Source organism: Bosea sp. (in: a-proteobacteria), assembly GCA_023910605.1.
Classification (GTDB): Bacteria; Pseudomonadota; Alphaproteobacteria; order Rhizobiales; family Beijerinckiaceae; genus Allobosea.
Genome location: JAAVVV010000001.1, coordinates 2,767,720 through 2,793,600 on the forward strand (window position 1 = coordinate 2,767,720; position 25,881 = coordinate 2,793,600).

The 25,881-nt window shown below is 66.4% G+C and carries 28 protein-coding genes and 2 tRNA genes; 19 read left to right on the forward strand and 11 right to left on the reverse strand.

The window, feature by feature from the left end; genetic code table 11:
* Positions 1-14 precede the first annotated feature (14 nt).
* From ccoO to ccoS, 7 genes are all read left to right on the forward strand, one after another.
* Positions 15-782: a cytochrome-c oxidase, cbb3-type subunit II gene (gene ccoO / locus HEQ16_13315; GenBank protein ID MCO4054998.1), complete on the forward strand. Its 768-nt coding sequence runs from the start codon at positions 15-17 to the stop codon at positions 780-782.
* A gap of 4 nt (positions 783-786) precedes the next feature.
* Positions 787-942 carry a cbb3-type cytochrome c oxidase subunit 3 gene (locus tag HEQ16_13320; protein ID MCO4054999.1) on the forward strand — a complete coding sequence of 52 codons (156 nt, stop codon included), beginning with the start codon at positions 787-789 and terminating at the stop codon, positions 940-942.
* 3 nt (positions 943-945) lie between these two features.
* On the forward strand, positions 946-1,833 hold the full coding sequence (gene ccoP / locus HEQ16_13325) for a cytochrome-c oxidase, cbb3-type subunit III (protein MCO4055000.1): 888 nt from the start codon (positions 946-948) through the stop codon (positions 1,831-1,833).
* Positions 1,830-3,287: a cytochrome c oxidase accessory protein CcoG gene (gene ccoG, locus HEQ16_13330; protein ID MCO4055001.1), complete on the forward strand. Its 1,458-nt coding sequence runs from the start codon at positions 1,830-1,832 to the stop codon at positions 3,285-3,287. The genes ccoP and ccoG overlap by 4 nt, the downstream gene beginning before the upstream one ends.
* Positions 3,288-3,348: 61 nt before the next feature.
* Positions 3,349-3,876, forward strand: coding sequence for a FixH family protein (locus HEQ16_13335; protein ID MCO4055002.1), 528 nt, complete (start codon positions 3,349-3,351; stop codon positions 3,874-3,876).
* A gap of 24 nt (positions 3,877-3,900) precedes the next feature.
* Complete coding sequence (cadA, locus tag HEQ16_13340; protein ID MCO4055003.1) at positions 3,901-6,072, forward strand: cadmium-translocating P-type ATPase; 2,172 nt, start codon at positions 3,901-3,903, stop codon at positions 6,070-6,072.
* A gap of 39 nt (positions 6,073-6,111) precedes the next feature.
* Positions 6,112-6,252: a cbb3-type cytochrome oxidase assembly protein CcoS gene (gene ccoS, locus HEQ16_13345; GenBank protein MCO4055004.1), complete on the forward strand. Its 141-nt coding sequence runs from the start codon at positions 6,112-6,114 to the stop codon at positions 6,250-6,252.
* A 263-nt stretch (positions 6,253-6,515) separates the two neighbouring features.
* Here ccoS and HEQ16_13350 read toward each other — a convergent pair whose 3' ends face one another.
* The gene (locus HEQ16_13350; protein MCO4055005.1) at positions 6,516-7,484 is read right to left on the reverse strand and encodes an NAD(P)-dependent oxidoreductase; all 969 of its coding nucleotides are present in this window, start codon (positions 7,482-7,484) and stop codon (positions 6,516-6,518) included.
* A gap of 204 nt (positions 7,485-7,688) precedes the next feature.
* Between HEQ16_13350 and bfr the strand changes: the two genes are divergently transcribed.
* Positions 7,689-8,198: a bacterioferritin gene (bfr, locus tag HEQ16_13355; protein ID MCO4055006.1), complete on the forward strand. Its 510-nt coding sequence runs from the start codon at positions 7,689-7,691 to the stop codon at positions 8,196-8,198.
* Between the two features lie 184 nt (positions 8,199-8,382).
* Positions 8,383-9,276, forward strand: coding sequence for an MBL fold metallo-hydrolase (locus HEQ16_13360; GenBank protein MCO4055007.1), 894 nt, complete (start codon positions 8,383-8,385; stop codon positions 9,274-9,276).
* Here the strand turns inward: HEQ16_13360 and HEQ16_13365 are convergent.
* Both HEQ16_13365 and HEQ16_13370 read right to left on the reverse strand, forming a co-directional pair.
* Positions 9,180-10,973, reverse strand: coding sequence for a hypothetical protein (locus tag HEQ16_13365; protein ID MCO4055008.1), 1,794 nt, complete (start codon positions 10,971-10,973; stop codon positions 9,180-9,182). The two genes, HEQ16_13360 and HEQ16_13365, sit on opposite strands and share 97 nt — an antisense overlap.
* Positions 10,974-11,240: 267 nt before the next feature.
* Positions 11,241-11,492, reverse strand: coding sequence for a hypothetical protein (locus tag HEQ16_13370; GenBank protein MCO4055009.1), 252 nt, complete (start codon positions 11,490-11,492; stop codon positions 11,241-11,243).
* A gap of 275 nt (positions 11,493-11,767) precedes the next feature.
* On the opposite strand from HEQ16_13370, the gene HEQ16_13375 reads away from it, so the two are divergent.
* The 5 genes from HEQ16_13375 (at position 11,768) to HEQ16_13395 (ending at position 14,760) form a co-directional block, all read left to right on the forward strand.
* Positions 11,768-12,478 carry a trypsin-like peptidase domain-containing protein gene (locus HEQ16_13375; GenBank protein MCO4055010.1) on the forward strand — a complete coding sequence of 237 codons (711 nt, stop codon included), beginning with the start codon at positions 11,768-11,770 and terminating at the stop codon, positions 12,476-12,478.
* A gap of 95 nt (positions 12,479-12,573) precedes the next feature.
* Positions 12,574-13,269 (forward strand): Crp/Fnr family transcriptional regulator, encoded by a 696-nt coding sequence (locus HEQ16_13380; GenBank protein MCO4055011.1) that lies wholly within the window; start codon positions 12,574-12,576, stop codon positions 13,267-13,269.
* A 151-nt stretch (positions 13,270-13,420) separates the two neighbouring features.
* Positions 13,421-13,684: a hypothetical protein gene (locus HEQ16_13385; protein ID MCO4055012.1), complete on the forward strand. Its 264-nt coding sequence runs from the start codon at positions 13,421-13,423 to the stop codon at positions 13,682-13,684.
* 84 nt (positions 13,685-13,768) lie between these two features.
* A complete protein-coding gene (locus HEQ16_13390; protein MCO4055013.1) occupies positions 13,769-14,059 on the forward strand; it encodes a hypothetical protein in 291 nt (96 codons plus the stop codon).
* Positions 14,060-14,070: 11 nt separating this feature from the next.
* Positions 14,071-14,760: a GntR family transcriptional regulator gene (locus HEQ16_13395; GenBank protein ID MCO4055014.1), complete on the forward strand. Its 690-nt coding sequence runs from the start codon at positions 14,071-14,073 to the stop codon at positions 14,758-14,760.
* Between the two features lie 122 nt (positions 14,761-14,882).
* On the opposite strand, the gene HEQ16_13400 is transcribed toward HEQ16_13395, so the two are convergent.
* The 3 genes from HEQ16_13400 to HEQ16_13410 are packed head-to-tail and all read right to left on the reverse strand — an operon-like array spanning position 14,883 to position 17,569.
* Positions 14,883-15,719 (reverse strand): ABC transporter permease, encoded by an 837-nt coding sequence (locus HEQ16_13400; protein ID MCO4055015.1) that lies wholly within the window; start codon positions 15,717-15,719, stop codon positions 14,883-14,885.
* Positions 15,719-16,495 (reverse strand): ABC transporter ATP-binding protein, encoded by a 777-nt coding sequence (locus HEQ16_13405; GenBank protein MCO4055016.1) that lies wholly within the window; start codon positions 16,493-16,495, stop codon positions 15,719-15,721. The genes HEQ16_13400 and HEQ16_13405 overlap by 1 nt, the downstream gene beginning before the upstream one ends.
* A 12-nt stretch (positions 16,496-16,507) precedes the next feature.
* Positions 16,508-17,569, reverse strand: coding sequence for an ABC transporter substrate-binding protein (locus HEQ16_13410; GenBank protein ID MCO4055017.1), 1,062 nt, complete (start codon positions 17,567-17,569; stop codon positions 16,508-16,510).
* A gap of 126 nt (positions 17,570-17,695) precedes the next feature.
* Between HEQ16_13410 and HEQ16_13415 the strand changes: the two genes are divergently transcribed.
* A complete protein-coding gene (locus tag HEQ16_13415) occupies positions 17,696-19,315 on the forward strand; it encodes an NAD(P)-binding protein (GenBank protein MCO4055018.1) in 1,620 nt (539 codons plus the stop codon).
* 12 nt (positions 19,316-19,327) lie between these two features.
* A complete protein-coding gene (locus HEQ16_13420) occupies positions 19,328-19,993 on the forward strand; it encodes a hypothetical protein (GenBank protein ID MCO4055019.1) in 666 nt (221 codons plus the stop codon).
* A gap of 5 nt (positions 19,994-19,998) precedes the next feature.
* On the opposite strand, the gene HEQ16_13425 is transcribed toward HEQ16_13420, so the two are convergent.
* Complete coding sequence (locus tag HEQ16_13425) at positions 19,999-20,730, reverse strand: hypothetical protein (protein MCO4055020.1); 732 nt, start codon at positions 20,728-20,730, stop codon at positions 19,999-20,001.
* A gap of 21 nt (positions 20,731-20,751) precedes the next feature.
* On the opposite strand from HEQ16_13425, the gene HEQ16_13430 reads away from it, so the two are divergent.
* Positions 20,752-21,510, forward strand: coding sequence for an SDR family oxidoreductase (locus HEQ16_13430; protein ID MCO4055021.1), 759 nt, complete (start codon positions 20,752-20,754; stop codon positions 21,508-21,510).
* A 31-nt stretch (positions 21,511-21,541) separates the two neighbouring features.
* Here the strand turns inward: HEQ16_13430 and HEQ16_13435 are convergent, their stop codons facing one another.
* The 3 genes from HEQ16_13435 to HEQ16_13445 all read right to left on the reverse strand — a co-directional run bounded on the left by HEQ16_13435 (position 21,542) and on the right by HEQ16_13445 (position 22,258).
* Entirely contained in the window at positions 21,542-21,763 is a 222-nt protein-coding gene (locus HEQ16_13435; GenBank protein MCO4055022.1) for a hypothetical protein, read from the reverse strand.
* Between the two features lie 237 nt (positions 21,764-22,000).
* Positions 22,001-22,074, reverse strand: a tRNA-Gly gene (locus HEQ16_13440).
* A gap of 99 nt (positions 22,075-22,173) precedes the next feature.
* Positions 22,174-22,258: transfer RNA gene (locus HEQ16_13445), tRNA-Tyr, on the reverse strand.
* A gap of 187 nt (positions 22,259-22,445) precedes the next feature.
* Here HEQ16_13445 and HEQ16_13450 point away from each other — a divergent pair.
* A complete protein-coding gene (locus HEQ16_13450) occupies positions 22,446-23,315 on the forward strand; it encodes an RNA methyltransferase (GenBank protein ID MCO4055023.1) in 870 nt (289 codons plus the stop codon).
* Positions 23,316-23,352: 37 nt separating this feature from the next.
* Here the strand turns inward: HEQ16_13450 and HEQ16_13455 are convergent, their stop codons facing one another.
* Positions 23,353-23,547 (reverse strand): hypothetical protein, encoded by a 195-nt coding sequence (locus HEQ16_13455; GenBank protein MCO4055024.1) that lies wholly within the window; start codon positions 23,545-23,547, stop codon positions 23,353-23,355.
* A gap of 595 nt (positions 23,548-24,142) precedes the next feature.
* Between HEQ16_13455 and HEQ16_13460 the strand changes: the two genes are divergently transcribed.
* Positions 24,143-25,801 carry an MHS family MFS transporter gene (locus tag HEQ16_13460; GenBank protein MCO4055025.1) on the forward strand — a complete coding sequence of 553 codons (1,659 nt, stop codon included), beginning with the start codon at positions 24,143-24,145 and terminating at the stop codon, positions 25,799-25,801.
* The last annotated feature ends 80 nt before the right edge of the window (positions 25,802-25,881 follow it).

The window sequence follows — 25,881 nt, forward strand, 5'->3', positions numbered from 1 at the left end:
GCTGAGGACCCATCATGACAAACGCAACCATCACGCCGCCGCGCAAGCCATCCCTGTGGTCACGCCACAAGATATTCGAAACCAACTCCATCATCCTGATCCTGGGCGTCCTGCTCGTGATCTCGGTGGGGGGCCTGGTCGAGATCGCGCCGCTCTTCTACCTGCAGAGCACGATCGAGAAGGTGAAGGGCATGCGCCCCTACTCGCCGCTCGAACTGGCGGGCCGGGCCATCTATGTCCGCGAGGGCTGCTACAACTGCCACAGCCAGATGATCCGCCCGCTTCGCGACGAGGTCGAACGCTACGGCCATTACAGCCTCGCTGCGGAAAGCATGTACGACAAGCCCTTCCAGTGGGGCTCCAAGCGCACGGGCCCTGACCTCGCCCGCGTCGGCGGCAAGTTCTCGGATGAATGGCAGCTTAGGCACCTCAACGACCCCCGTTCAGTGTCGCCCCAGTCGATCATGCCGGCCTATCCATGGCTTGCCAAGACCGAGCTGAACTTCGCCGACATCGCCACCGAGTTGAAGGTGAACCGCCTCTCCGGCGTGCCCTACACCGACGAGATGATCGCCAACGCCGCCGTCGACCTGCGTGCGCAGATCGATCCGGAACATCCAGGCGCCGCCGCTCTCGAGAAGCGTTACCCGAAGGCGCAGATCAGGCCCTTCGTGGGCGACCCCAGGAAGGTCACCGAAGCCGATGCGCTGATTGCCTACCTGCAGGTTCTCGGCACGCTGGTGGACTTAAAGCTCTACGACAACAAAGCCAATCTGAGGTGACGCCATGGCCAACATGTACGCATCCCTGGCCGGCATCGCCCAATCGGTGGGGCTGGTCTACTTCGTCGGAATCTTCGCGATCGTCTGCGCCTACGCACTCTGGCCCAGCAATGGCGAGCGCTTCAAGCGCGCCGCATCCATGCCGTTGAATGAGGACTGAGCCATGGCTGACAAGATAAACCCGGAGCCCGAACTGGATCGCGTCACCGGCATCCACACCACCGGCCACGAATGGGACGGCATCAAGGAACTCAACACGCCGCTCCCGCGCTGGTGGCTCTGGACCTTCTACGCCACCATCATCTGGGCGATCGGCTACATGATCGTCTATCCGGCAGTGCCGCTGATCAGCTCCCACACAGTCGGCCTGCTCGGCTACACCAACCGCGCAGCCGTGGCCGTGGAGATCGAGAAGCTGCAGGCCCAGCGAAACGCGCAGGCTGCGGGCCTGGCCGACGCCAGTTTCGAGCAGATCAGGGCATCCGCTGACCTCACCCGAATCGCCCTGGCGCGAGGAAAGGCGGCCTTCGGCGACAACTGCATGGCGTGCCACGGCACGGGCGGCATGGGCTTCACCGGCTATCCCAACCTGGCCGATGATGACTGGATCTGGGGCGGCGCCCCTGAGCAGATCCAGCAGACCATCCTGCACGGCATCCGCTGGGAACCCGCGCCCGAAACCCGCGCCGGAAACATGCCCGCCTTTGGCCGTACCGGCATGCTGAAGAAGGACGAGATTGCCGAGGCTGTCGAATATGTCCGCTCCATCGCGGGGCTGGACGTGGCCGCCGGCGCTGGCCTCGCCAAGGGCAAGGAGGTCTATGCGGCCAATTGCGCGAGCTGCCATGGCGACGAAGGCAAGGGCAACCAGGATCTCGGCGCACCGAGCCTGACCGACGCCATCTGGCTTTATGGCAATTCCCGAGCGGCGATGACCGAGGGCCTGCAGAACGGACGCGGCGGGCAGATGCCCGCCTGGAATGGCCGCCTCGATGCCGTCACGATCAAGGCCCTGACCGTCTATGTCACCAGCCTCGGAGGCGGACAGTGAGCACGACCCCGGCGCAGGGCGCTTACACCGACGATGACGACATCCCGCTGTTCGCGCCCACGCCGAAGGTCTATCCGCAGAAGGTCAGCGGCTTTTACCGCCGCCTGAAGTGGGGGCTGCTGATCGTCGGCATGGCGATCTACTACCTGCTGCCCTTTGTCCGCTGGGAACGTGGCCCCAACCTGCCCGACCAGGCGGTGCTGATCGATTTCGAGCGTCGCCGGTTCTACTTCTTCTTCATCGAGCTGTGGCCCCAGGAGGTCTATTACTTCACGGGGTTGCTCATCCTCGCCGCGATCATCCTGTTTTTGATGAATGCGTTGGCCGGGCGCATCTGGTGCGGATATCTGTGCCCGCAGACGGTCTGGACCGACCTCTTCCTCAAGGTCGAGCGCGTCTTCGAGGGCAATCGCCGCGACCGCATCAAGCTCGACGCCGCGCCGTGGACGCCCGACAAGATTGTCCGCAAGGCGGGCAAGCATTTCGTGTGGCTGATGATCGCCTGGTGGACGGGCGGCGCATGGGTCCTTTATTTCTCTGACGCGCCGACGCTGGTGCGGGACCTTGCGACACTGCAGGCGCCCTTCACGGCCTATCTCTGGATCGGCATTCTCACCGCCACGACCTATGTGCTGGCCGGTCATCTGCGCGAGCAGGTCTGCCTGCATATGTGCCCGTGGCCGCGCATTCAGGCGGCGCTGACCGATGAGCACGCGCTCAACGTCTCCTATCGCTATGATCGCGGCGAGCCGCGCATGTCGGTCAAGGAAGCCAGTCGCGCCAAGGCGCAGGAACTTCCCGCCGGCGACTGCATCGATTGCCATCAATGCGTCGCGGTCTGCCCCACGGGCGTGGACATCCGCCACGGCGCCCAGCTGGGCTGCATCCAGTGCGGCCTGTGCATCGATGCCTGCGACAGCGTCATGGCCAAGGTCGGCTATCCAACCGGCCTCATCGCCTATGACACCGACGATGCCATCAAGGCCCGCGAGGCGGGCAAGGAGCCGGTTTACAGGCTCATTCGTGCCCGCACGATCCTCTACGCTGCCGTGATCGCCTTGGTCGGCGGCGCGATGATCTACCAACTCGCCACGCGCTCCTTCCTCGGCTTGAACCTGATCCACGACCGCACGCCGCTGTTCGTCACGCTCCGCGATGGCTCGATCCGCAACGCCTACACCGTCCGCCTCATCAACAAGCGCTCCGAGAGCCGGCAGGTCGCGCTCACCGTCGATGGACCGCCGGGCGTCACCATGGAGGTGCAGGGCGCGACGCGGACCGTGGACTGGCGACCCATTGTCGTGGTGGAGCCGTCCACCACCCGCGAGGTCCGCGTGCTGGTGACGGCGTCGCGCGCCTCTCTCGCCTCCGGCACAAATCTGATCCGGATCAAGGCAGCCGACCTGTTTGCAGGCGAGACTGTGACTGTGGAGGAGAATTTCTTCGCGCCGTGAGGCGCGGCTCCGCATCCTGCAAACCCGGAGTCATCCGATGAGCTGCTGTGGAGCCTTTGTCATGCTCGTTGACCTGATCCCCTCCCCGATCGCTCAGGCGGCGCCGGAAAAGTCCTTCACGCTCACAGGCTGGCATGTGCTGAGCGGGTTCATCGCGTTCTTTGTCACGGTCGTGTCCGTGAACGGCTTCATGATGTATTCGGCCATCAGCACCATGCCTGGCCTCGACGCAGGGCGGAACGGCTACGAGGTCAGCCAGCGCTACAACGGCGAGATCGAGGCCGCCGCCGCCCAGCAGGCGCGCGGATGGACAGGCGAGCTCGAACTGGTGCGCAGCGAGGCTGGCGCCAACGCACTCATCCGCTTCACCGACAGCACTGGCGCGCCCATCGACGGGCTTCAGGTGGAATTGAAGCTGCTTCATCCGACAAGCCGCCAGTTGGACCACGTGGTGATGCTGACGCCGGGCGCGAGCGGCGTCTACGCCGCCCGGATCGATGGCGTCACAGTCGGCATCTGGGACGCGTCCCTCACCGCCACGCGCGGTGGCGAGCGCCTTTACCAGAGCCGCAACCGCAAGCGGCTGTGAACTCCCTCCCCGGATAGTGCCGCGATCATGACAGCGACCGATTTCTCCACCTTCGTCCGCCGCAAGGATGGCCTTGCCGCCATGGATCTCGCAGTCGACGGCATCCAGTGCGCGGGGTGCATGACGACGATCGAGAAGGGGCTCAGGAACGAACCGGGCCTTGTCTCGGCCCGCGTCAACCTCACCAGCAAGCGCGTCACCATCGCCTGGGCCGACGGCGCGGAGAATCCTGCCGGCGTCATCGAGCGCCTCGATGACATGGGGTTCCGCGCCTATCCCTTCGCGGTCGAGAAGGTTCTCTCCGCAGAGGCGAAGGAAGAACGCCGCCTGCTGCGCTGCCTCGGCATCGCCGGATTTGCCGCGATGAACGTGATGATGTTCTCGGTGCCGGTCTGGTCGGGCCACGAAACCGGCATGACAGCCGAGATGCGGACGCTGTTTCACTGGATCTCGGCCCTGATCGCCCTGCCGACCGCCGCCTATGCTGGCCGCCCCTTCTTCGAGAGCGCCATGCGCGCCCTGCGGGCCGGCGCGGTCAACATGGATGTGCCGATCACGCTCGGCGTGGTGCTGGCGCTCGGCATGTCGGTCTTCGAGACGCTGAACCATGGCGAGCACGCCTATTTCGACGGCGTCGTGATGCTGCTTTTCTTCCTGCTGATCGGCCGTTACCTCGATCAGGCCATGCGGCGACGCACCCGCGACACGGCCGGCAACCTCGCTGCGCTGCGCTCGGAAACCGCAGTCAGATTCATGTCAGGTCAGGAGCTGTGCGAGGTGCCGATCGCGGCGGTGCAGGCTGGCGATCTCGTGCTCGTGCGGCCGGGCCAGCGGGTCTCGGTGGACGGCGTGGTCGAATCCGGCCGCTCCGACATCGACCAGAGCCTGGTCACGGGCGAAACGCGCCCCGTCACGGTCGATTCAGGCTCGCCCGTCTATGCCGGCACCATGAACATGACCGGGGCCCTGCGCATCCGCGTCAGCAAGGCGGCCGAAGGCACGTTGCTCGACGAGGTCGAGAAGCTCCTCGCCCGCGCCACGGAAAGCCGCTCTGCCTATGTCAAGCTGGCTGACCGGGCAGCCAGGCTTTACGCGCCGGTGGTCCATGCCGTTTCGCTTGCCACCTTCCTTGGCTGGATGCTGATGGGGCTGTCCTGGCAGCCGGCTCTCGTCATTGCCATCACGGTGCTGATCATCACCTGTCCTTGCGCGCTCGGCCTTGCCATTCCCGCCGTGCAGGTCGTGGCCGCAGGGTCCCTCTTCCGGCGGGGCATACTGCTGGCCTCGGGCGATGCGCTTGAACGGCTCGCGGCTGTCGACATGGTCGTCTTCGACAAGACCGGCACGCTGACAATGCCCAACGCCTCGCTCGCCAACGCCGACGAGGTCGACCCTGCGGACCTGGCCCTGGCCGGGCGGCTCGCCCTGTCAAGCACTCATCCGCTGGCGATGGTGCTGGCCCGCGCGGCCGGCGCCGACAAGCCGCTGGATGGCGTGCGCGAGAAGCCGGGTTTCGGCCTCGAGGCCGACCATGGCGGTGAGAAGCTGCGCCTTGGCAGCCCGCAGCATTGCAGCTGCGAGGCAGACGCTGCGGCTCTGGCCGAGCGCTTTCCCGACGCCTCGTTCATCGCATTCGCGAAGGGCAAGCGCAGCGTGATCTTCGCGGTGGCGCAGGCGCTGCGCCCCGATGCGGTCGCCGTGGCCGGGAAACTGCGGGGGCTTGGCGCACAGATCGCGATCCTGTCCGGTGACCGGGCGGAGCCCGTGGCCCGCGTGGCGCGTGCGCTCAGCGTCAGATCCAGCGTTGCGAGCCTGAAGCCCGCTGACAAGATCGCAGCCATCGAGGCGATGCGCGCTGAGGGCCGGAACGTTCTGATGGTCGGCGACGGCATCAATGACGCCCCCGCCCTGGCCGCCGCCAACGTCTCGATGTCGCCGGCGAGCGCGGCGCAGTTGACCCAGACGGCCGCCGATGCGGTGTTTCTCGGCGACAGGCTGGCGCCCGTGATCGAGGCCCTGGTGATCGCGCGGCGGGCCCGGCGCATCATGGTCGAGAACCTGTGGCTTGCAGTTGCCTACAATGCGATTGCGGTCCCCATCGCGGTCGCCGGCTATGCCACGCCCCTCGTCGCGGCGCTCGCCATGTCAGGTTCGTCGATCCTTGTCACGCTCAACGCCCTGCGCGCCCGCGCCTGAGCCTGAGCCTGAGCCTTCCCCCCAACGCGGAGACAGACCATGGATGTGCTGATCGTGCTGATGCCCCTGGCGATCGCAATGGGCCTTCTCGGGCTCCTCGCCTTTCTGTGGTCCTTGCGCAACCGGCAGTTCGACGATCTGGAAGGCGCCGCCTGGCGAGGCATCGCCGACGATGAATGAACCTTCGGGATGAGAGGTTCCGCAATCTCCCACAAACAGTTTCCTTAAGCGCAGACTAACCCTGTTTCTGACGAGAGCCCCAGATAAAGCCTTCTTAATTCAGAGCGATGACCCTTTATTCAGTTTGACGGGACCGTGATGGCATCCGTCGATCAAGCCCTGATTCACTCGCCCCCTGCAAGGATGGGCAGCTGGAGTTGGCGCTCCCGCAGGACTTGAGCGGACTGGCCATGCAGGCCACGGAAATCAGGCACGTTCGCCGCTCAGGCGCCGGTTCGAGCTGATGAGAGCGCCGGTGACACATATGCAGGGTCATGCTCGAAAGGCAGCGGCCTGCCCTGCCTGATCGCGTCCAGCACCGCAGCGAAATCGGTGCGGCACCTGAAGCCCAGCGCCGCTTCGGCGTCACCTGGATCATAGACCCGCCCGATGCTTCGGGGCAGAGCCCATCCGCGCCGCGCGTAAAGCTGAGCCACATCAGGGTAGATCTCGCGCAGCACCGCCGGCGCATCACGCTTCAGCGCGACAGCCTGCTCCGGCGCGAAGGGTGGCGGCGCCGATATGATGAAGATGCCGAAGCCGATGGCCGTCGCCCGCTCCAGCGCCGCGACATGGGCCTCGGCAGCATCCGCCACGGTCAGCCGCCGGTTCAGGAATTCGTTGGCCTTCAGGTTCTCGCCGGAGAGCGCGCGATGCGTGTCGTCATCCTCGGGAAAGAAGCGGGCAGTCCTGAGCACGATGATGTTGAGGCCTCGCTCGGCGTGGTGCACCCGGCAGAGCCCTTCGGCCGCAAGCTTGGTCACGCCATAGATGTTGCGCGGCGCAAGCGGCCCGGAACGCTCATCGAGCCACGCTGCCCGGTCAGACACCTCGTCCCGGATCGCGCGGGAGATCATCACAGAGGTCGTGGAGGTGAAGATGAAACGCTCATGACCAGCATCGGCCGCCGCCTCCAGCAGGTTGAGCGTGCCTGTCACGTTGACGTCGATGAAGGCCTGCGTGCTGTGGCGGGCGATGTCGGGCTTGTGCAACGCGCCAGCGTGGATCACCGCCTCGATGTCATTGGTGGCGATGACGCGCCGCACGAAGCCCCCGTCCGCCACGCTGCCGACAGCACTGGTGTCCCGCCCCGGCGCGATGTCGAGGCCGACCACATCATGGCCACATTCCCGAAGGCGGATGGCGAGATGTCGCCCCAGCCAGCCGGATGACCCCGTGAGAAGGATGCGCATGATGGGGGCCTCCAGGCTGCGCCGGTCACACGCCGCTTGCGCAGGAACCAGTCTGGCAGCGGCGCGGCAACTCCGCTGTGACAGAACCGCAAGCCCGGCGCAACGGCGCAATGCCGCAGCGGCGAACACTTGACCGGGAGCGCATAGTCTGGAATTATTCTAAACAACGCAGGCCCGGTCCGGGCACATCACGAAGGAGCCGCCATGAAGGGCGACAGCAAGGTCATCGAGTATCTCAACCGCGGCTTGCGCAGCGAACTCACCGCCATTAGCCAGTACTGGCTGCATTACCGGCTGCTGGACAATTGGGGCCTCGGCACGCTCGCCAGGAAATGGCGCGAGGAATCCGTCGAGGAAATGCAGCATGCCGACCGCTTCGTGGATCGCATCCTCTTTCTGGAGGGGCACCCCAACATGCAGGTGCTGGACCCGCTGCGAATTGGCCAGAACGTCACCGAAGTGCTGGAGGCGGATCTCAGGGCCGAGGTCGAGGCGCGCGCGCTTTATCAGGAGGCCGCAGCCTATTGCCAGTCGATCAATGACCACCCGTCAAAGAAGCTGTTCGAGGAACTGATGGCGGACGAGGAAGGGCATATCGATTTTCTCGAGACGCAGCTCGAACTGGTGAAAAGGCTTGGCGAGCCGCTTTACATGCAGGCGCATCTGGGCGGCCTTGGCGAAGGCGGCACGCCCGGCCTGCGCGCAGAAGGCTGACGCCTCGAACCAGGAGGCACAGGCCGGGCTTGTCGATCACGGATCCGTGTGTTGAATCACACAGACCCGTTGCGCGCCGGCTGTCATGATCGGCGCGAGGATCGGACAGGCTCCTGAAGCGCCGCCATGCGAAGGCGGGCGCCGGAGGGGCCGGTTCGCAGCGCAGGACGAGTGGACCCGACCCGTGACCCATCACGCAGCGTTCCCCGGCGAAGGACAGCTCAGCGCGCCGGAACTTGTGTTCTGGGGCGTGCGCGGCTCCGTCGCCGTGCCGGGGCCAGACACGGTGGTCTATGGCGGCAACACCGCCTGCATCGAAGTCATCAACGCGAACAGCCGGCTCATCGTCGATGCCGGCACGGGAATCGTTGCGCTGGGCAAGCAGGGCGGCTGGGCCGGCGACGAGCCGATCCATATCCTGCTGACCCACCTGCACCACGACCACGTGCAGGGCCTGCCCTTCTTCGCGCCGGCTTATCGGAAGGATCGCGAGATCCATCTCTGGTGCGGCAACCTCGACGGCGACGATCCGGCCGGAATGCTCGAACGCATGTTCGCGCCCCCGCTCTTCCCCTTGCGCCTGACCGATGCACCGGCGCGCATCCTCTTCCACGGATTCCGCGCCGGCGAAACTCTGGAGATCGGCTCCGAGCGCATCCGAACTGCGCTGCTCGATCACCCCTCCGGCGCCACCGGCTATCGCTTCGACGGCCCTGGCGGCTCCGCAGCGATCATTACCGACATCGAGCACCACGCAGGCGGCCCCGCGCCGGATGTTGTGGGGCTGTGCGAGGGTGTGGACACGCTCGTCTACGACATGATGCTGGAGGCCTGCGATTATGGCGCGTGCAAGGGCTGGGGCCATTCGACCGCAGAGGCCGCCATCGCTCTGGCGGACGCCGCCGGCGCTCGGCGCCTTGTGGGCTTCCATCATTCGCCCGGCCATTGCGACACGGCCATGACCCGCCGGGAGCGTCACCTTCAGGAGGCCCGCGCCGGGTCGCTGATGGCGCGAGAGGGGCTGAGGCTGGTCTGCGCCCCCTCCGCCGTGGACGGCGCTGCGGTCGTCACCCGGTAAAGGATTTCCCCGCCCGGCGCCTCCTGGAGGCGCGCCAGCCCTTCGAGCGGCAGCGACAGGCGCCGCCGCGTCGTCTCTGTGAGCCCCAGCACCACGCTGTCCGTTCCCATCATCGACTTCAGCGCAGCCTGCGTCCGCTGGGCGAGGTTCACGGTCCGGCCGACCACCGTGTAATCCATGCGGCCTTTGAAGCCGAGGTCGCCCGCCAGCACACGGCCTGAATGGAGGCCGATGCGCATGCGGCAGTTGCGCGGGTCGGCAGCCAGCATGCGGTCCATCTCCGGCGCCATGGCCTCGCGGATCGACAGCGCCGCGCCCCAGGCCCTCTCCGCATGGTCAGGGTCCTCGGTCAGCGCGCCCCAGACAGCCAGCAGCCCGTCGCCAGTATACTTGTCGATCGTGCCGCCGCCCTGCTCGATGATCGGGCCAACTTGTGCGAAGATCCCGTTGAGATAGCTCGCGACCGCTTCGGCGCTGCGGCCATTGGCGAAGGCGGTGTAGCCGGCCAGGTCAAGAAAGAGGATGGTCACATCCCGGTCCTGCGCCAGTGTGCGGTCATGGCCCAGTGTCATCAATTGCTGGATCAGCACGCGCGGCACATAGGTTTGAAAGCGCTTGAGCGCGAGCGCGGCGCGGCTCAACGCATGGGCGGTGTCGCGAACCTCCGCCACGCGGCTCGCTTCCAGCTCCGGCCTGCGGACTGCATCGAACTCCAGACCCTCCAGCGCGCGCGCAGCCCTGGCGATGCCTTCCGCCGGCCTTGCGGCAAGGCGGCCCATGAACCAGGCCAGCGCCATGACAACGAGCAGGACCAGCCCCGAGCCATAGAACAGCGCCTCCACCACCAAGCGCTCGCGGAAGGTGGCGAGGGAGTTCTGGTGAAAGCCCACGATCCACGGATAGGGCCCATAGCCGGCGATCTCGCGGTAATGATATTGATAGGCCGAATAGCCGGCACCCACCCAACTCCAGTGGGTCTGGGCGCGGGCATGGGGATCGCGCAGGGTTGGCCGGCGCGGATCGGTCCAGATGGCTGCAAGCGCCGGATCGCTCACGGCCGCGATGCCCGGCAGACCCTTGCCCTGGATCATCGCGTTGCGGATGTTCGGATGCACGATCACCGTGTCGCGATCCACGAGCACGAAGGGTGTGATCCCCGAATTCATGTTCATCACGAAGTCGGAGATCGAGTCGGACGTCAGCGCCGTCATCAGGACGCCGAGCAGGCGCCCCTCGCGCAGCACGGGCTGACGATGCAGGATGACCGGCGTCTGTGTGATCTCGCTGACGAAAGGCCGATGCCAGACCGGACCCTCCCCTGTCACAGCAGAGGTCCAGATCTCCTCGGCGCCAGGAGCGGTCTTTCGCGGCTCGATCGTCTCCTCGGCTCGATCGCGGCTCCATCGGCGAAACGGGCCTTCAGCCTCGAGAAAGGCGATGCCGACGATATGGCTCTGGCCCGTCACCACGCCGATCATGAAGCGGCGGAATTCCTCGCGGCTTTGCGGATCGATGCGGCCCGAACCGATGTAGCGGGCGACCGTCGCCATCTGGAGAGAGACAGGATCGAGCGTCGCGCGAAGCTGCTCCTCAAGCCCGTCCACCACCGCATCGCTGGATGCGCGCAGGAGCCGCGTCGTGTTGTCCCGCGCGCCGAGAAACCCGGCCGCCATCACGGGAAGCAGAGCGAGTAGCATGAGCAGGCCGAGCCCGGCCGGCAGGAGCTTCTGAAGGGAGTAGGCTCCTTCACCTCTGGTTTTGCGGATGGCGCGCAAGCGACGGTCGGGCAATGGATCGGCCTTGCAGGGAACTGGGGGCTTGGCCCGCGCACGCCGGGCACCGGGCGCCGGGCCCAAAGGTTATCGCGTCTGCGAGGCAGTGCGGCAACCCCCGGGCCCTGCTCGCGGCAGCGCTTGCGCCACAGGCACGATCACATCGCTGTCATTATGGTTCGCCGTGACGCCTCAATGGCTGGGTGAACCCAAATCCATGCTGCCGGCATGACGCGGCGGCGTGACCACGAAGTCCTCGATCGGAACGATGCGGAACGGCATGTCCTCAGCATAGCGCCCCTCGATCAGCAGCCGGGCCGGAGCATCTGGCAGGATGTCGAAGGCGGACGCCCCGTTCTCGTTCGAACCCGCCGGCACGCTGGCGAGCCCGGCCGCAAGCACCGCCGCAGCAGCCACGACGCCAAGCCGGACAGCGATCTGCAATGGCGTTGCCCGCCCAGCACGGTGAACGGGACAGCAAGACAGCGGTGAGGTCCGGGACGATGCACTGTTCATGCATCCACACCTGCCCGATCGCGGGCGCCGGGCGCTGTGCGAGGGCGCACAATGCGTCGCCTATACCAGCCCGCCGCCGCGCTGGCTTGTTCTGGACAGAGGCCCATGCCGCAGGCACAGTCAATGCCATCATGACGAACCCGTTGCCGTTCACGATCAGGCCTGCCCGCCCTTGCTCTCCGAGCCGGGCGGGAGCGGCCTGCATGGCCCTGCTGGCGGCTGCCGCATCCCTTGGAGCGTCGCCCGCCCGGGCCGTGCTGATGGAGCCGGACCGGCGCGTGGAAAGCTCCGGGCTTCATAGCGCCACAGGCCATGTCTCCTGCGGGTCGGGCTCCGGCACGGCGCAGCTTGTCGGCTCGGGCGGCACCATCGTGACTGCGGCGCATGTCCTGTTCGGGCGCAATGGCCTGAGGGCGGATTCGCGCAATTGCCGCTTCGAAATCATCGTGGACGGCGCGCGCCTGACCGCCCCCATCGATGTCACGCGCGTACGGGCCGGCACATCGGACCCCTACAAGGCGCACGCCTCGCATGATTGGGCGGTGGCGCGGCTGGCGGCGCCGTTGCGGGGCGTCGCGCCGTATAACCTGGGCGCCATGCCAAGCCCCGGCCAGAGCGTGACGCTGGTGAGCGGGCGCACGCTCGGCCAGACGGGCTCCGTCATGCGCGAGAGCTGCCAGGTGCGGGCCCTGCGCCGGGCGGAAGGCGGCAACGAGGTGATGATCGACTGCAGCGCCCAGGCCGGGGATTCAGGCGCCGCCCTGTTCGACCGGGCCGGCCGCGTGACGGCTGTCTATGTCGGGTTTCGCAGCACCGCGCCGCAGCTGCGTCAGTCGTTCTCGACCGAACACTACAACTTCGCCGTGGCGGTCTCCGCATCCATGCGGGCGGCGCTGGCGGAACTGTCGCAGTGATCCATCGGCTTGACCGGCGCGAGGAACGGGATGTCGCCAGCGCCCGCGGCGTGAGAACACGATAATCCCACCCGCCTGGACCAAAGGACCGCACCATGACCGCGAGCGCGCCGGACCTCGATGACATCCAGCTGTTCAAGGATGCGGAGCCGGACATCCTGCGTCGCTATGCCGGCCGCGAGCGCTGGGCCAGCTATGAGCCCGGCTCGCTCGTCGTCGATTTCGACGATGTCTCGACCGATGTCTTCTTCATCGTCACGGGCGCGGTCCGTGCCGTGGTGCGCACTGCGGGCGGGCGGGAGGTGATTTTGGGCGATCTCGGCGCCGGCCAGGTCTTCGGCGAGATGTCGGCGATCGATGAGGCGCCGCGTTCCGCCAGCATATCGGTCCTCAACCGCGCCAGCGTTGCCCGTATGGCCGGGCCCGCCTTCATGGAACTGGCCACCCATTCGCCCATCATCGCCCGGCGGCTGATGCACATACTGGCCGAACGCGTGCGCCTCGGCAATGGCCGGCTGGTGGAGCACTCGTCGCTCACCATCCGCTATCGCCTTTTCGCAGAACTGCTGCGCGAGGCGAAGCCCCGCAAGGGCGGCGGTGACGAACTCATCATCAGCCCGCCGCCGACGCAGCAGATTCTCGCCGGGCGCATCGGCGGCCGGCGGGAAGCGGTGTCGCGGGAAATCGCCGACCTGCTGCGACGCGAAATCCTGGAGCGGACGCCGGCGGCGCTGGTGATCCGCAAGCCGCAATGGCTGCGCGACGCGATCGAGCGGGAACTGCAGGATTGAGCCTTTAGCCGCCGCCTGTGGGCTCCTGTGCGGCATCGCACAGTGAGCAGCGAGGCGTCGGGGTAGAAAGGGTCATCGCAGCAACGCAGCCAGACCGGCAGCCGCGCAGCCCGGATCATACCGGACCCGACAACCAGCACAGGAGATCATCATGACCAGCATCAAGACCCTTCTCGCCGCCGCTTTCGTCGCCGGCGCCTCGACCGCCGCCCTCGCCCAGAGCGACAACGCCATCGACCTTTACGCCACCATCGGCGACCGTCCTGTCGCGCAGAGCCTTGAAGGTCGCAACGCTGTGATCGAAAGCCGCAACGTGGTGATCGAAGGCCGCAACGCAGCTGAAGCCGCCCGCGCCTATCAGTTCGCACCCGTCGCCGGCGACATTGTGGTCGACCCCGCCCGCAACCCGAACTGAGCACGGTTTTCCATCAAGGCGAGCAGGCCCGGCTGGCGACAGTCGGGCTTTTTCTTGGTCGCGACACATCGCGGAACCAGCCCCATGAGCGCCTTCCGCGTGCTGCATGAGAAGGTCGATTCCCGCGTGAAGGGCTCGTGGTGGGAGGGCTATGCGAATCCGGCCGTCGAGGCCCTGCTCGACCAGGCGCGCCGCACCATCGATGCCAATGCGAGGCGGGCACTGCGCTGCGAGACCTATCGCCTGCTCCAGCAGGATCCGCCCTGGCTCTATGTCTACAACCACCGCCGCCGCATCGGCCTCGCAGGCAGCCATCCTGTCTATGCGATGCGGTTCGATGGCGTGCTGGACGTGCGCACGCTGCCGGAGCTGTGAGGAAAGCGCCCATGTCCGCCGCGACGCCCGACCATGAACCCGCCCTGGCAACAGCGCGCTCGCCGGCCTCGCTGCTGGGCCAGTCAACCTATGAGCGCCTGCGCGGCATGATCCTCAGCGGCACGCTTCCCATCGGCTCAGGCCTGAACGAGAAGCGCCTTGCCGAGCGGCTGGGCGTATCGCGTACGCCGGTGCGCGAGGCCATGACCCGCCTGATGAGCGAGGGCCTGATCACGCGCGAAGCGGGCGGCGCGCCGACCGTTCGCCGCATCTCCATCCACGAGATCGTCGAGATCCTGCACATGCGCCGCCTGCTCGAGGTCGAGGCGGCCGGCATGGCCGCCACGCGCGGGGGCTCGGCCGGGCTCGCCGCCTTGCGTGAACGCTTCGTCGCCTTTCGGGATGGCCCGCCGCCTGCGGTGGAGGACCACGTCGGAGCCGATGATCGGCTTCATGGCCTGCTCGCCGAGATGGCGGGGTCGCGCCTTCTCGCCAGCCTGATCAGCGACCTGCGGCTCAAGACCCGCATCTTCGACACCCGCCTCGTGCCCGAACGTCTGCGCCCCGGAGCGGTGGAGCATCTGGCCATCATCGACGCCGTGCTGGCAGGCAACGTGCCCGCAGCGGAAGATGCGATGCGCACGCATGTCGGCAATGTCAGGGCGAGCGTGCTGTCCCATCTCGACGCCCTGTTCCGCTGAGCGGAAACATCGTGACGCCGGAATGTGGATGCGCTCCAGGCTGCCGCAGCGATCTGTCCAGCCATTGCGGCGCGTTGGAACGACGAACCCTGCCGGCGGGAGGCGATGGACGACCTGCCGCCTCAGTTCGCAGCCTTCCATCGGAGCAGCCACGTCTCGGCATGACGCAGCGCGACATTGATGATCGCGCCCACGACGCCAAGGAGCACAAGCCCCGCGAAGACCGAGGTTGTGTCGAAAAGCCCGGTCGCCTGCGCAATGATGAAGCCGATGCCGCGGTTGGACGACATGAACTCGCCGATCACGGTGCCGACCAGCGCATAAGGCACCGAGACCTTCAGCCCGGTGATGACCCACGAAGCTGCCGACGGAATCATGACATGGCGCAGCACATCCAGTTCGTTGCCGCCCATGATGCGCGTCGCATGCACGAAGATCGGGTTCACGTCGCGCACGCCGGCATAAGTGTTGAGGAACACCACGAAGAACACGATCGAGGCGGAGACCGCGACCTTGGATTCGATGCCGATGCCGAACCAGATGATGAACAGGGGCGCAAGAGCGATCTTCGGGATCGAATAGAGCGCCGTGATGTAGGGGTCGAAGATGTCGGCCACTGTCTGGAACCGCCCGAACAGGAGGCCAAGGACGAAGCCTACCAGCGATCCGATGATGAAGCCGAGCGCCGTCGCATAGAGCGTGATCGACAGATGGTTCCACAGGCTGCCCTCGAGCAGCCACTTCCACAGCCGGGACGACACGGCGGACGGTGATGACACGAACAGCTTGTCGATGAGCCGCCCCGACGCATACTCCCAGAAGGAGACGAAGACGACGCCCACCACGATGCGGCCGACCAGGATCAACCGGCGCCGCGCGCTGTTCTGCGCATCCCAGGCCGCAACTGCCGCCGATTTACCCCCGCCGATCGCTGCGGCCTCGTCTGCATGACCCGCCATCAGATGGCCTCCCCCTTGGCGATCTCGGGCGCGAGCGCTGCCCAGAGCGTTCCGTAGGCCGTCTCGAACCGGGGATTGAAGCGCACCTTGAAAGGGTCGCGCGGATAGGCGAGCGGCACTGTCTCGATGGCCTTGATCCGGCCGGGTCTGCCGGAGAACACGACCACTCGGCTGGCCAGCGTGACCGCCTCGGCAAGATCATGGGTCACGAACACGACTGTCTTGCCGGTCGATTGCCAGATCGCGAGCAACTGCGCCTGCATCATCAGCTTCAGCTGCGCATCAAGCGCGCCAAACGGCTCATCCATCAGCAAGGTCGAGGGATCATACACCAGCACCTGCGCGAGTGCGACGCGCTTGCGCATGCCGCCCGAAAGCTCGATCGGAAAGCTGTTCTCGAAGCCCGTGAGGTTGACCTGCGCCAGCATCTCCATGACGCGCCGGCGACGCTCGGCAGCCGGAACGCCCCGGAACTTGAGCGGCAATTCGACATTGTCGAACACCGTGTGCCAGGGCAGCACCGAGTCGACCTGAGTCATGTATCCGACGGCGCGGTTGATGCCGCTGACAGGCTTGCCATCATGGCTGATGGTGCCGCCTGTCATCGGCAGGATGCCCGCAACCATGTTGAGCAAGGTGGACTTGCCGCAACCGGACGGGCCGACGAAGGCGATGAATTCCCCGGCCTTGATGTCCAGATCGACGGGATCGAGCGCGCGGACTTCGCGTCCGCGGCTCACGTACCGCTTGGCCGCTCCGCGGATGACGATGCTCATCGGAAATTTCGTTCAGCCGCGCGCCACGCCCTCTCGCGCCACAGACGTGTCGAACTGCGTCTCGAATGTGAGAGAGGCAGGGATGAGGTCGGCGCTCATCGTCTTGTTCACCGTGTTGATGAAGTCGACATTGTTGGCGAACAGAGTCGACTGCGGGGTTGGATCGGTGAAGAATATCTTCGAGTTGATGTCGAAGGACACCTGGGCGATCTCGGGCGGCAGGCCCTCGAACCACTTGTCAGCCCATTCCTTGAGCTTGGCGCGCTCGGAGTTGATCGACTTCAGCGCCATCGAGATGCCGTGGCTGTAGCGCACGAGCGCCTCGCGCTTGTCGGCGTTGCGCAGCGTGGCCTCAGAGGTCGAAGCGCAGATGTAGAGATAGTTCTGGAAGTAGGGCGGCGGATTCAGCGCCATGTTGAACAGATAGGCGCAATCACGGGACTGCACGGCGAGGTCGGAGGTGGGCGAGGACAGGCAGAAGCCATCGATCACGTCCTGCTGCAGGCCGGCGAGCATGCCCGGCCCGCCACCCTGGATGGTGACGAGGCGCATGTCCGTGTTGGGGTTCATGCCGCCCGAAACGGCGAGCCAGCGGAACAGGGAATCAGGCGCTGCGCCGGGACCGGTCGTGCCGAGCCGCAGCCCCTTCATCGCCGCGATCTTGCGCTCGACGGGCGAGGCCTCGTTCACGCCGAGCCGCTCCAGCACGGACTTCTTGATCACGACATTCGAGGCATACTTGTTGACCGTCTGGATGAAGGTCTTGATCGCCATGCCCGAGCCCTTGCCGCGCATGGCCTCGCCAGGATCGCCAAGCACGACATCGACGCCGCTGCCTGCGAGCGCAGCGATGTTGGTGCCGCGATTTGAGGCGTTGGAGACGACCTTGACCCTGGCCTTCTCGAAGAAGCCTCCTGCGCTGGCGTAATCTTCCGCAGCCCAGAGCCAGGATTTCGCCGTGGAGCGCATCGTTTGCAAATCGGGAATGGCCGTCTGGGCGAATACGCGATGGGAAAAGGCCGGAGCGAGCAGCGCGGCCCCTGATGCAACAACCAGATTACGACGTGACAGCATGACGCTTCCCCTCCCAAGGATGGCCGTGACCCTTGCCGGGATCGGCCAGACATTGCCCGATGTGACTTTGAACTTGTATCACTCGTAATACAGAACCTATAGCAAGTTTCTGGACAGGCAAGCCTCATGCGCGAAGCGGATTTCATCGTTGTCGGGGCCGGCGCGGCAGGCGCCGTGCTTGCCGCTCGGCTCTCCGAAGACCCGCATGTGTCCGTCCTGCTGCTTGAGGCGGGAGGCAAGGCGCGAGGGCCGCTCTTCTCGGTGCCGTTGATGACAGGCGTGCTGCTGCGCAGCAGGATCGCGAACTGGTCCTACGTCACCGAGCCGCAAGCGCAGCTTGGCGCCAGGCGCATCCGCTGGCCGCGCGGCAAGGGCCTCGGCGGCTCCACCGCGATCAACGGCATGGTCTACATGCGCGGATTGCCTTCCGATTTCGACGGCTGGGCGCAGGCCGGCCTGCAGGGCTGGGACTGGGCCTCGGTGCAGCCGAGCTTCCTGCGCAGCGAGAGCAACCCTGAGGGCGACCCGCAATGGCACGGGCGTGGCGGTCCGCTCCGTGTCTCTCGCCGCCCGCTGGGCCACCCGTTGTTCAACGCCTTTCTCGAGGGCGCTTCAGCGGCTGGACATCCGCGCACCGACGACTTCAACGGACCTGCCCCCGAGGGCGCAGGCCCCTATGACTTCACCATCGCGGCAGGCCGCCGCGCCAGCACGGCACGGGCCTTCCTCGACCCGGCCCTGGGTCGGCCTAACCTTGAGGTCGCCACCCGCGCTTTCGTGACGCGCGTCGCGATCGAGAACGGGCGGGCCGTCGGCGTGATGCTGGCGGATCAAGGCCGCGAGCGGCTGGTGCGCGCGCGGCGTGAGGTGATCCTGTCCGGCGGGACTGTCAACTCGCCGCAGATGCTGCTGCTGTCGGGCATCGGGCCGGCCGAGCAGTTGCGCCAGCACGGCGTTGCGGTCGTGGCGGACCTGCCCGGCGTCGGGCGGAACCTTCAGGATCACCTGCTCATCCGGGTGATGCACGCCACGGACGCGCCGGACACGATCGACCGGCTACGGCGCTTCGATCGCGCGGCGCTGGCGGGCCTGCGGGCCTGGATGTTCGGCGCCGGCCCCGCCGCCAGCTTCCCCATCGAGGTCGGCGGCCTGTTGCGGTCCCGGCCAGAACTCGACCTGCCCGACCTGCAGGCCAGCTTCATGCCCGGCCTGTCGAGCGCGACGATTCGCCTGCCCTTCGCGGGCATGAGCCGCACCACCGATCCCGGTACGGGCTTCTTCGCGAACATCTTCCAGATGCGCCCGTCGAGCCGGGGCGAGATCACGCTTGCATCGCCTGATCCCCGACAGGCGCCGCGCATCCAGCCCAACTATTTGTCGGCCATGCCTGATCGCATCGTGCTGCGTGAAGGCGTGAAGCGCCTGCGGGAGATTTTCGCCACGGCGCCCTTCGACACCTTCCGGGGCGCCGAACTCGCGCCGGGCCCGCATCTGCGCAGCGATGCCGAGATCGACCGTTTCATCACGCAGACGGCCGAAAGCGTCTACCACCCGGTGGGCACCTGCCGGATGGGCGCCGGCCAAGATCCGGGCGCCGTCGTCGATGGCAGCCTTCGCGTGCGCGGGGTCGATGGGCTTCGCATCGTCGACGCCTCCGTCATGCCGAGCATCACCTCGAGCAACACCGCCGCTCCCACCATCATGATTGCCGAGCGTGCAGCCGGCATGATCGCCCCCAAGCCCTGAAAGGGACCGACCATGGCAAACCCTCCGATCACGCCCCGCCCGCTGGCGGCGGACGCCGCGGCCATCCTCGCCGCCGTCGAGGCCAAGCGCGGCTATCTGCTGCCCTATCACCGCATGTTCGCGGATTCGGCGCCTGAGCTGCTCCAGCGCTATGATGCCTTCTACGAGGCCCTCACGCTTGCGCCGCGCGTGCTCACGCCGGCCGAGCGCGAGACCGTCTGGGCCGGCCTCCTCGCCGCCGCCCGGGAAGTGCATGGCTTCATCCACATGAAGCGCGCTGTGAAGGCCGGGCTCACGGAAGCCGACATCGTGCGGGCCGTCGCCATCGCCGCGGCGACCGAAAGCTATGCGACGATGCGCTTCTCCGGCGAGAACTGGGCCGCGTGGACGCTGCCTGCCGCGCTCGAGAACTCCTATCTCGCGATCGTCGAAGCCATCAGGGGCGATCTTGCGCCCAAGCTCACTCATCTGACCGCGCTCGTGTGCCATGCGGCGCGGCGCGAGCGGGCGGGCATGACGTTGCATCTGCGCCTCGCCATCGACGCGGGCGCGACGCCAGGCGAGATTTGCGAAGGCCTGAGCTATCTGCTGCTGCCATGCGGCGGCAACACCCTGATCGAGGCCGTGTCCTTCTGGGAGGAGGCCGCACGCGAAGGCCTTGTGCCGGGTCCTTACTGACCGCCTCAGCGGCTGGCGACGCCGCTGGCCTCGTCATAGCCGCCCTGCCCTTCCAGCTGCGCCCAGGCGGCGAAGTCAGGAGATGGGGACACCTTGCCGGCCCGGATCAGGTCGAGCCAGACCCGCGCGGCCTCGACGAAGTAAGGAACGCTGCCCGGAAACATCATCAGGGACAGCGCCTCTGCCAGCTCCGGTTCCGGGACGCCCGCGTCGTAGGCCAGCACGATCGCCCGGCCGAGCAGGTCGAAATCGCCGTTTGCGGCATGGACGGCAGCCAGCGCCATCACCGCGAGCCGCATGTCGCAATCCCCGGCAAGCTTCGGCACCGCCGCGCGATAGGCCGCGTCGAGATCGAAGCCCGGCAGGTGGTCCAGCCAGTGCCGGCCGACGAACGCATAGGCACGGGCGCCGACCGCCCAGGCCGTGATGCGAAGGATGGCCGCGATCTCGGCGTCCGAGCCGCCCGCATTGCGGAACTTCGGAATATGATGGGTCGCCAGCGCCTCATCCGTCGCGATCAGGACAGCAAGCCAGACAAACTCGCGGTCATGCACGTTCAGCACACGCATATCGAGCGCGAGCGCCGTGTAGGTGGCGTCATAGGCCTCGAGAAGCCGTTCGGACGTGACAGCCATGAGGCCGTGATGCGGCAGCAGGTAGCCGCGCTTGGCTTTCAGCGCCGCCAACTTCGTGGCTATGTCGCGCGTGGTCCCTGTGCCATCCTTGCGGTCCTCCATGCTCTGCTCCCGGATCCTGCCATGATGCCCCGCTCCGATCTCTCCGGCCTGCGCCTGTTCGTGACCGGAGCCGCATCGGGCATCGGTCGCGCACTGGTCGAACAGGCCGTCGCGGACGGCGCAGGGCTCGTCGCCCTGGCCCGTGATGCAGCGGAAGCCGCCTCGCTGCAAGCGCTCCTGCCGAGCCGTCATGTGCTTGTGCGAGATCTTCTTGGGGCAGGCCCGGAAGGCATCGTCGCCGAAGCGGCCGATATCCTCGGCGGGCTCGACGGATTCGCGGGCTGCGCCGGCATCTTCGAGCATCTGCCCGGCCTGGAGACGAGCCGCGATGCCTGGGACCGCACCCTGGACCTCAACCTGTCTGCCGGCTTCATCCTCGCACGCGATGCCGCAGGGGCGATGCTCGCCGCCGCCCGCGCTCCAGGCAGCGGCTCGCTGGTGCTGGTGTCCAGCCAGATCGGACTGATCGGCCACCCCCGCGCCGCGGCCTATGCCGCCTCGAAGGCCGGCCTCAATGGTCTGGCCAAGGCGTTGGCGCTGGAGCTCGCGCCCGACGGCATCAGGGTCAACGCGGTCGCGCCGGGCCCCATCGCCACGCCGATGACCGCGGTCGCGCGCGCCGACGTGGACCGCCATGCGCGCATGATCGCCTCGATTCCGCTTGGCCGATTCGGCGAGGCGCACGAGGTCGCGAGCGTCATCCGCTTCCTGCTCTCGCCGGCAGCGAGCTTCGTCACCGGCCATGTGCTCGTGGTCGATGGCGGCGTGACGGCCAGCTGAGCGGCCCGGGACCGCACGGAGCAGGCTCGGGTCAGGCAGCAGCCAGCCCATCCACGCCCGCGCCGCAGATCAGCGCGCAGCCCGGACGCTGGACCGGATTATCGAATGGCGCGGTCAGCCCCTTGCCATTCGCATCCACAACGGCCCGGAGCACGTCAGTTGAACTCTGATCGACCGGGCAGGGAAAAAGGACATAGCCTCGCCTTGCATCCAGCCGGGCAAGCCCCAGCAGAATGCCTGTGTCGAGCGCCAAAAACCCACAATCCAACCCTCAGATTGAACGCAAAACTGGACAAAACCTGGTGGCCACGTCAACCAGCATCAAGCACTGGAGGCGGACCATAAACATGGTCCTATGCCCCGATCTGCCATGGGTTTGATTCCCATTTCGACTGCTGCACTTGGAAGCACAGCGGGACCAGGGCGATCACGGACAGATAGCGACCCAGCCGATGCAACCAAAAAACATTGATGAATACAGAGAAATCATTGGAGCGGGTGAAGGGAATCGAACCCTCGTATTCAGCTTGGAAGGCTGCTGCTCTACCATTGAGCTACACCCGCGCCGATTGATGAAGCGCGTTGCAAGATTTCCGCCCTGACATTAGCCGAGCCGTGAACGGCGGGCAATGCTGCTGGCCGGGCCGCTTCAGGCAAGCGGCTTGGTGGGGGAAGCAGGACTCGAACCTGCGAAGGCTTAGCCAGCGGATTTACAGTCCGCCCCCTTTGCCGCTCGGGACATTCCCCCACTTGATCGCCTGCCGATGGTTCGGCGGGCGCCAACCGGCCGGGGCCGGGAGCGGCGCGTTTCTACGGGCCAGCCAGCCGTGATGTCAACCGAAACCGCGCCTGCGCGGTGCGGTTTGTGCGCGCCCCGGGATGGCGCGGCGCACGAGGCTGGTCCATAACGCGGCGACGAAACCCGGAGCGCGACGATGAGCGACGGCGGACGGCCCTTTGGCCCGCGCAAACCCTTCAGAAAACGCCCCGATGGCCCAGGCCAGCGCCGCGGCGCGCCAGGCGGGGGCGCGCCAGGTGGCGGCAAGCCATTCCGGGGCCAAGGCCCGCGCGGGCCGCGCCCGCCCATGCCGCTCGATGTCACGGTTCTCTATGGCTGGCATCCGGTGGCGGAGGCGCTCAGGAACCCAGACCGGCATCACCGCCGCCTGATGGCCACCGAAAACGCGATGATCCGCGTGCGCGAGGAGATCGGCGAGCCGCCCTGCCCGGTCGAGCTTGTCAGGCCCGGCGAGATCGACCGGCTGCTAACCCCCGATGCCGTGCATCAGGGGCTCTATCTGGAATGCGATCCGCTGGAACCACCTGGCCTCGATTCGCTTGGGCGGGATGCCCTGGTGCTCGTGCTCGATCAGATCACCGACCCCCACAATGTCGGCGCCATGCTGCGCTCGGCCGCCGCCTTCGGCGTCGATGCGGTGATCGTCACCGTGCGCCATTCGCCTGACGCCACCGGCGTGCTGGCCAAGAGCGCCTCGGGCGCGCTGGAGCATGTGCCGATCATCCCTGTGCGAAACCTCGGCGACGCGCTGCTGGAACTGGGCAAGGCCGGGTTCCTGCGCATCGGCTTCGATTCGGAAGCCGAGCATCCTTATGAAGCCATCAAGCTCGCCCGGCCGCTCGCGCTTGTGATGGGCGCGGAGGGCAAGGGCCTGCGCCAGCGAACGCTGGGCCTGTGCGATGCCGTGGCGCGCCTCGATATGCCCGGCACGATCAGGAGCCTTAATGTCTCGAACGCCACGGCCATTGCGCTCTATGCTGCGACCCAGCGCCTGAAGATGCCCTGAGCCATGACACAGCACCCCACGGCGCTGTGAGCCGCGATCAGCGGACGATGATGACCGCCGGCGCCGATTGCGGCGCGGCTCTGATGCCGATCAGGACAGGCAGTTCCGTCACGTCTGGGAAACGGCGTGGATGCTCCGGCTCGCGCAAGATTTTTTCGACCACGACAAACTGGCGGCTCAGCCCATAAGGTTGAACCCAGGGCAATCCACCGACGCTGCCTGGATACGTCAAGGCGCGGACATGGCTCCTGCTGTGGTGTGACAGGCGCGGCTCACCTTGAAGGCGCTGCCCGTGGTGATGCAGGGCCACGTCTCCATGGCGCGCGACATGGCGGGTGTGGTGCGCCCTCGCCGCGCCATGGACTGAAGGCATCGCCGGCGCAAGCGCCTGGGTCTGGCGCGCGCCCTGCCCTGCCGAGGCTGCGGTGAACGGAGCCATGACGCACCCGGCGATCACGACAAGGGCGGCGAATGGTAAACGCAACTGGAGCGGCATCGCGCTCTCCTTGATTGGGGTGGTGCCCGCGCATCCGTGCACAGGTTAACGAAATCCTGACGGCTTGGCCAGCCACCCCATGACGCCCTGTAAAATTACCTAGTCCATTAGTTGTATGCCTTAAGTCACACGACGATTTGGTAGATTTATTCCCGGCCAGGTGTTGGTTACCAATTTGTTCAACGGAGGCTGAACAACCGCCATCGCCCGCGCGAACCGCATCCGGATCGCCCGCGTTTCATTCGGGGTTGTCACCCTCCGCCGGGAAACACAACAAGGGAGGCTGACCATGACCATGGCGGCAACAGGGTCGGCGCACGCGGTGCGTCCGATGTCGGCAGGCGAGAAGAAGGTCATTCTGGCCTCATCGCTCGGGACCATCTTCGAGTGGTACGATTTCTATCTTTACGGCTCGCTGGCGGCGATCATCGGCGCGCAGTTCTTTTCGGCGTTCGACGTCAACACCCGCAACATCTTCGCGCTTCTGGCCTTCGCGGCGGGCTTTCTGGTCCGCCCTTTCGGCGCGCTGGTCTTCGGCCGCCTGGGCGATCTCGTCGGTCGCAAATACACCTTCCTCGTCACCATCCTGATCATGGGCGCATCGACCTTCCTGGTCGGGCTGCTGCCGTCCTATGCCCAGATCGGCTGGATTGCGCCGGTGGCGCTGATCGCCCTGCGCATGCTGCAGGGCCTTGCGCTCGGCGGCGAATATGGCGGGGCTGCTGTTTATGTCGCCGAGCACGCGCCGGTCGGCCGCCGCGGCTTCTACACCTCGTGGATCCAGACCACGGCCACGCTGGGCCTGCTGCTCTCGCTCTTCGTCATCGTGGGCCTGCGCCTGCAGATGGGCGAAGCGAACTTCCAGACCGACCTGCCCCTGTTCCTCGGCCTCAAGGGCGGCTGGCGCATCCCCTTCCTTGGCTCGATCATCCTGCTCGGGATTTCGGTCTGGATTCGCCTGCAGATGCAGGAATCGCCCTCCTTCAAGAAGATGAAGGAAGAAGGCACCCACTCCAAGGCGCCGCTCTCCGAAGCCTTCGGCCAGTGGAAGAACGCCAAGATCGTCATCATCGCCTTGTTCGGCCTCGTCGTGGGCCAGGCGGTCGTGTGGTACACGGGCCAGTTCTACGCCCTGTTCTTCCTGCAGGCGATCCTCAAGATCGACCTTCTGACCGCCAACGTGCTGATCGCCTGGTCGCTCATCCTTGGCACCGGCGGGTTCATCGTGTTCGGCTCGCTCTCGGATCGCATCGGCCGCAAGCCGGTGATCCTCGCCGGCTGCCTGATCGCCGCCATCACCTACTTCCCCATCTTCGGGGCACTCACCAAAGCGGCCAACCCGAACTATGACAAGGCGCTGTCGAGCGTGATCATCCAGGTCGCGGCTGACCCCGCCACGTGCGGTTCGCTGTTCGATCCGGTCGGCATCCGCCAGTTCACCGAGCCCTGCGACGTGGCGCGCCGCGCTTTGTCCCAGCAGGCCTTCCGCTACAGCCTCGTGGAGGCCCCCGCAGGCTCGGCCATGAAGGTCACGGTCAACAACAAGGAAGTGCCCTTCACGACGGCCGCGGCGTTCACGCCGGCGCTGACGGCCGAGGCCGTCGCAGCCGGATACCCAGCCGCGAACGACCCCGCCAAGGTCAAGGTCGATGGCTTCTTCTCCGCCCTCGGCAACGGACAGGCGCTCTGGATCATCGCGCTGCTAACCCTGATGGTGATCTATGTCACCATGGTCTATGGCCCGATCGCCGCCGCTCTGGTCGAGTTCTTCCCGACCCGCATCCGCTACACCGCCATGTCGCTGCCCTATCACATCGGCAATGGCTGGTTCGGCGGCTTGCTGCCGGCGACCTCCTTCGCCATCGTTGCCTCCACAGGGGACATCTATTCGGGCCTCTGGTATCCGGTCGGCTTCGCCCTGATGACCTTCGTGATCGGCGTGCTGTTCGTGAAGGAAACCAAGGACCGCGACCTCGACACCGTGCAGTAAGGCCTCTTGAGGCCTGAGGCCTGGGAAGCGCGAAGCCCCGCCAGCCATGGCGGGGCTTTTCTGTTTGGACGGAATTGCAA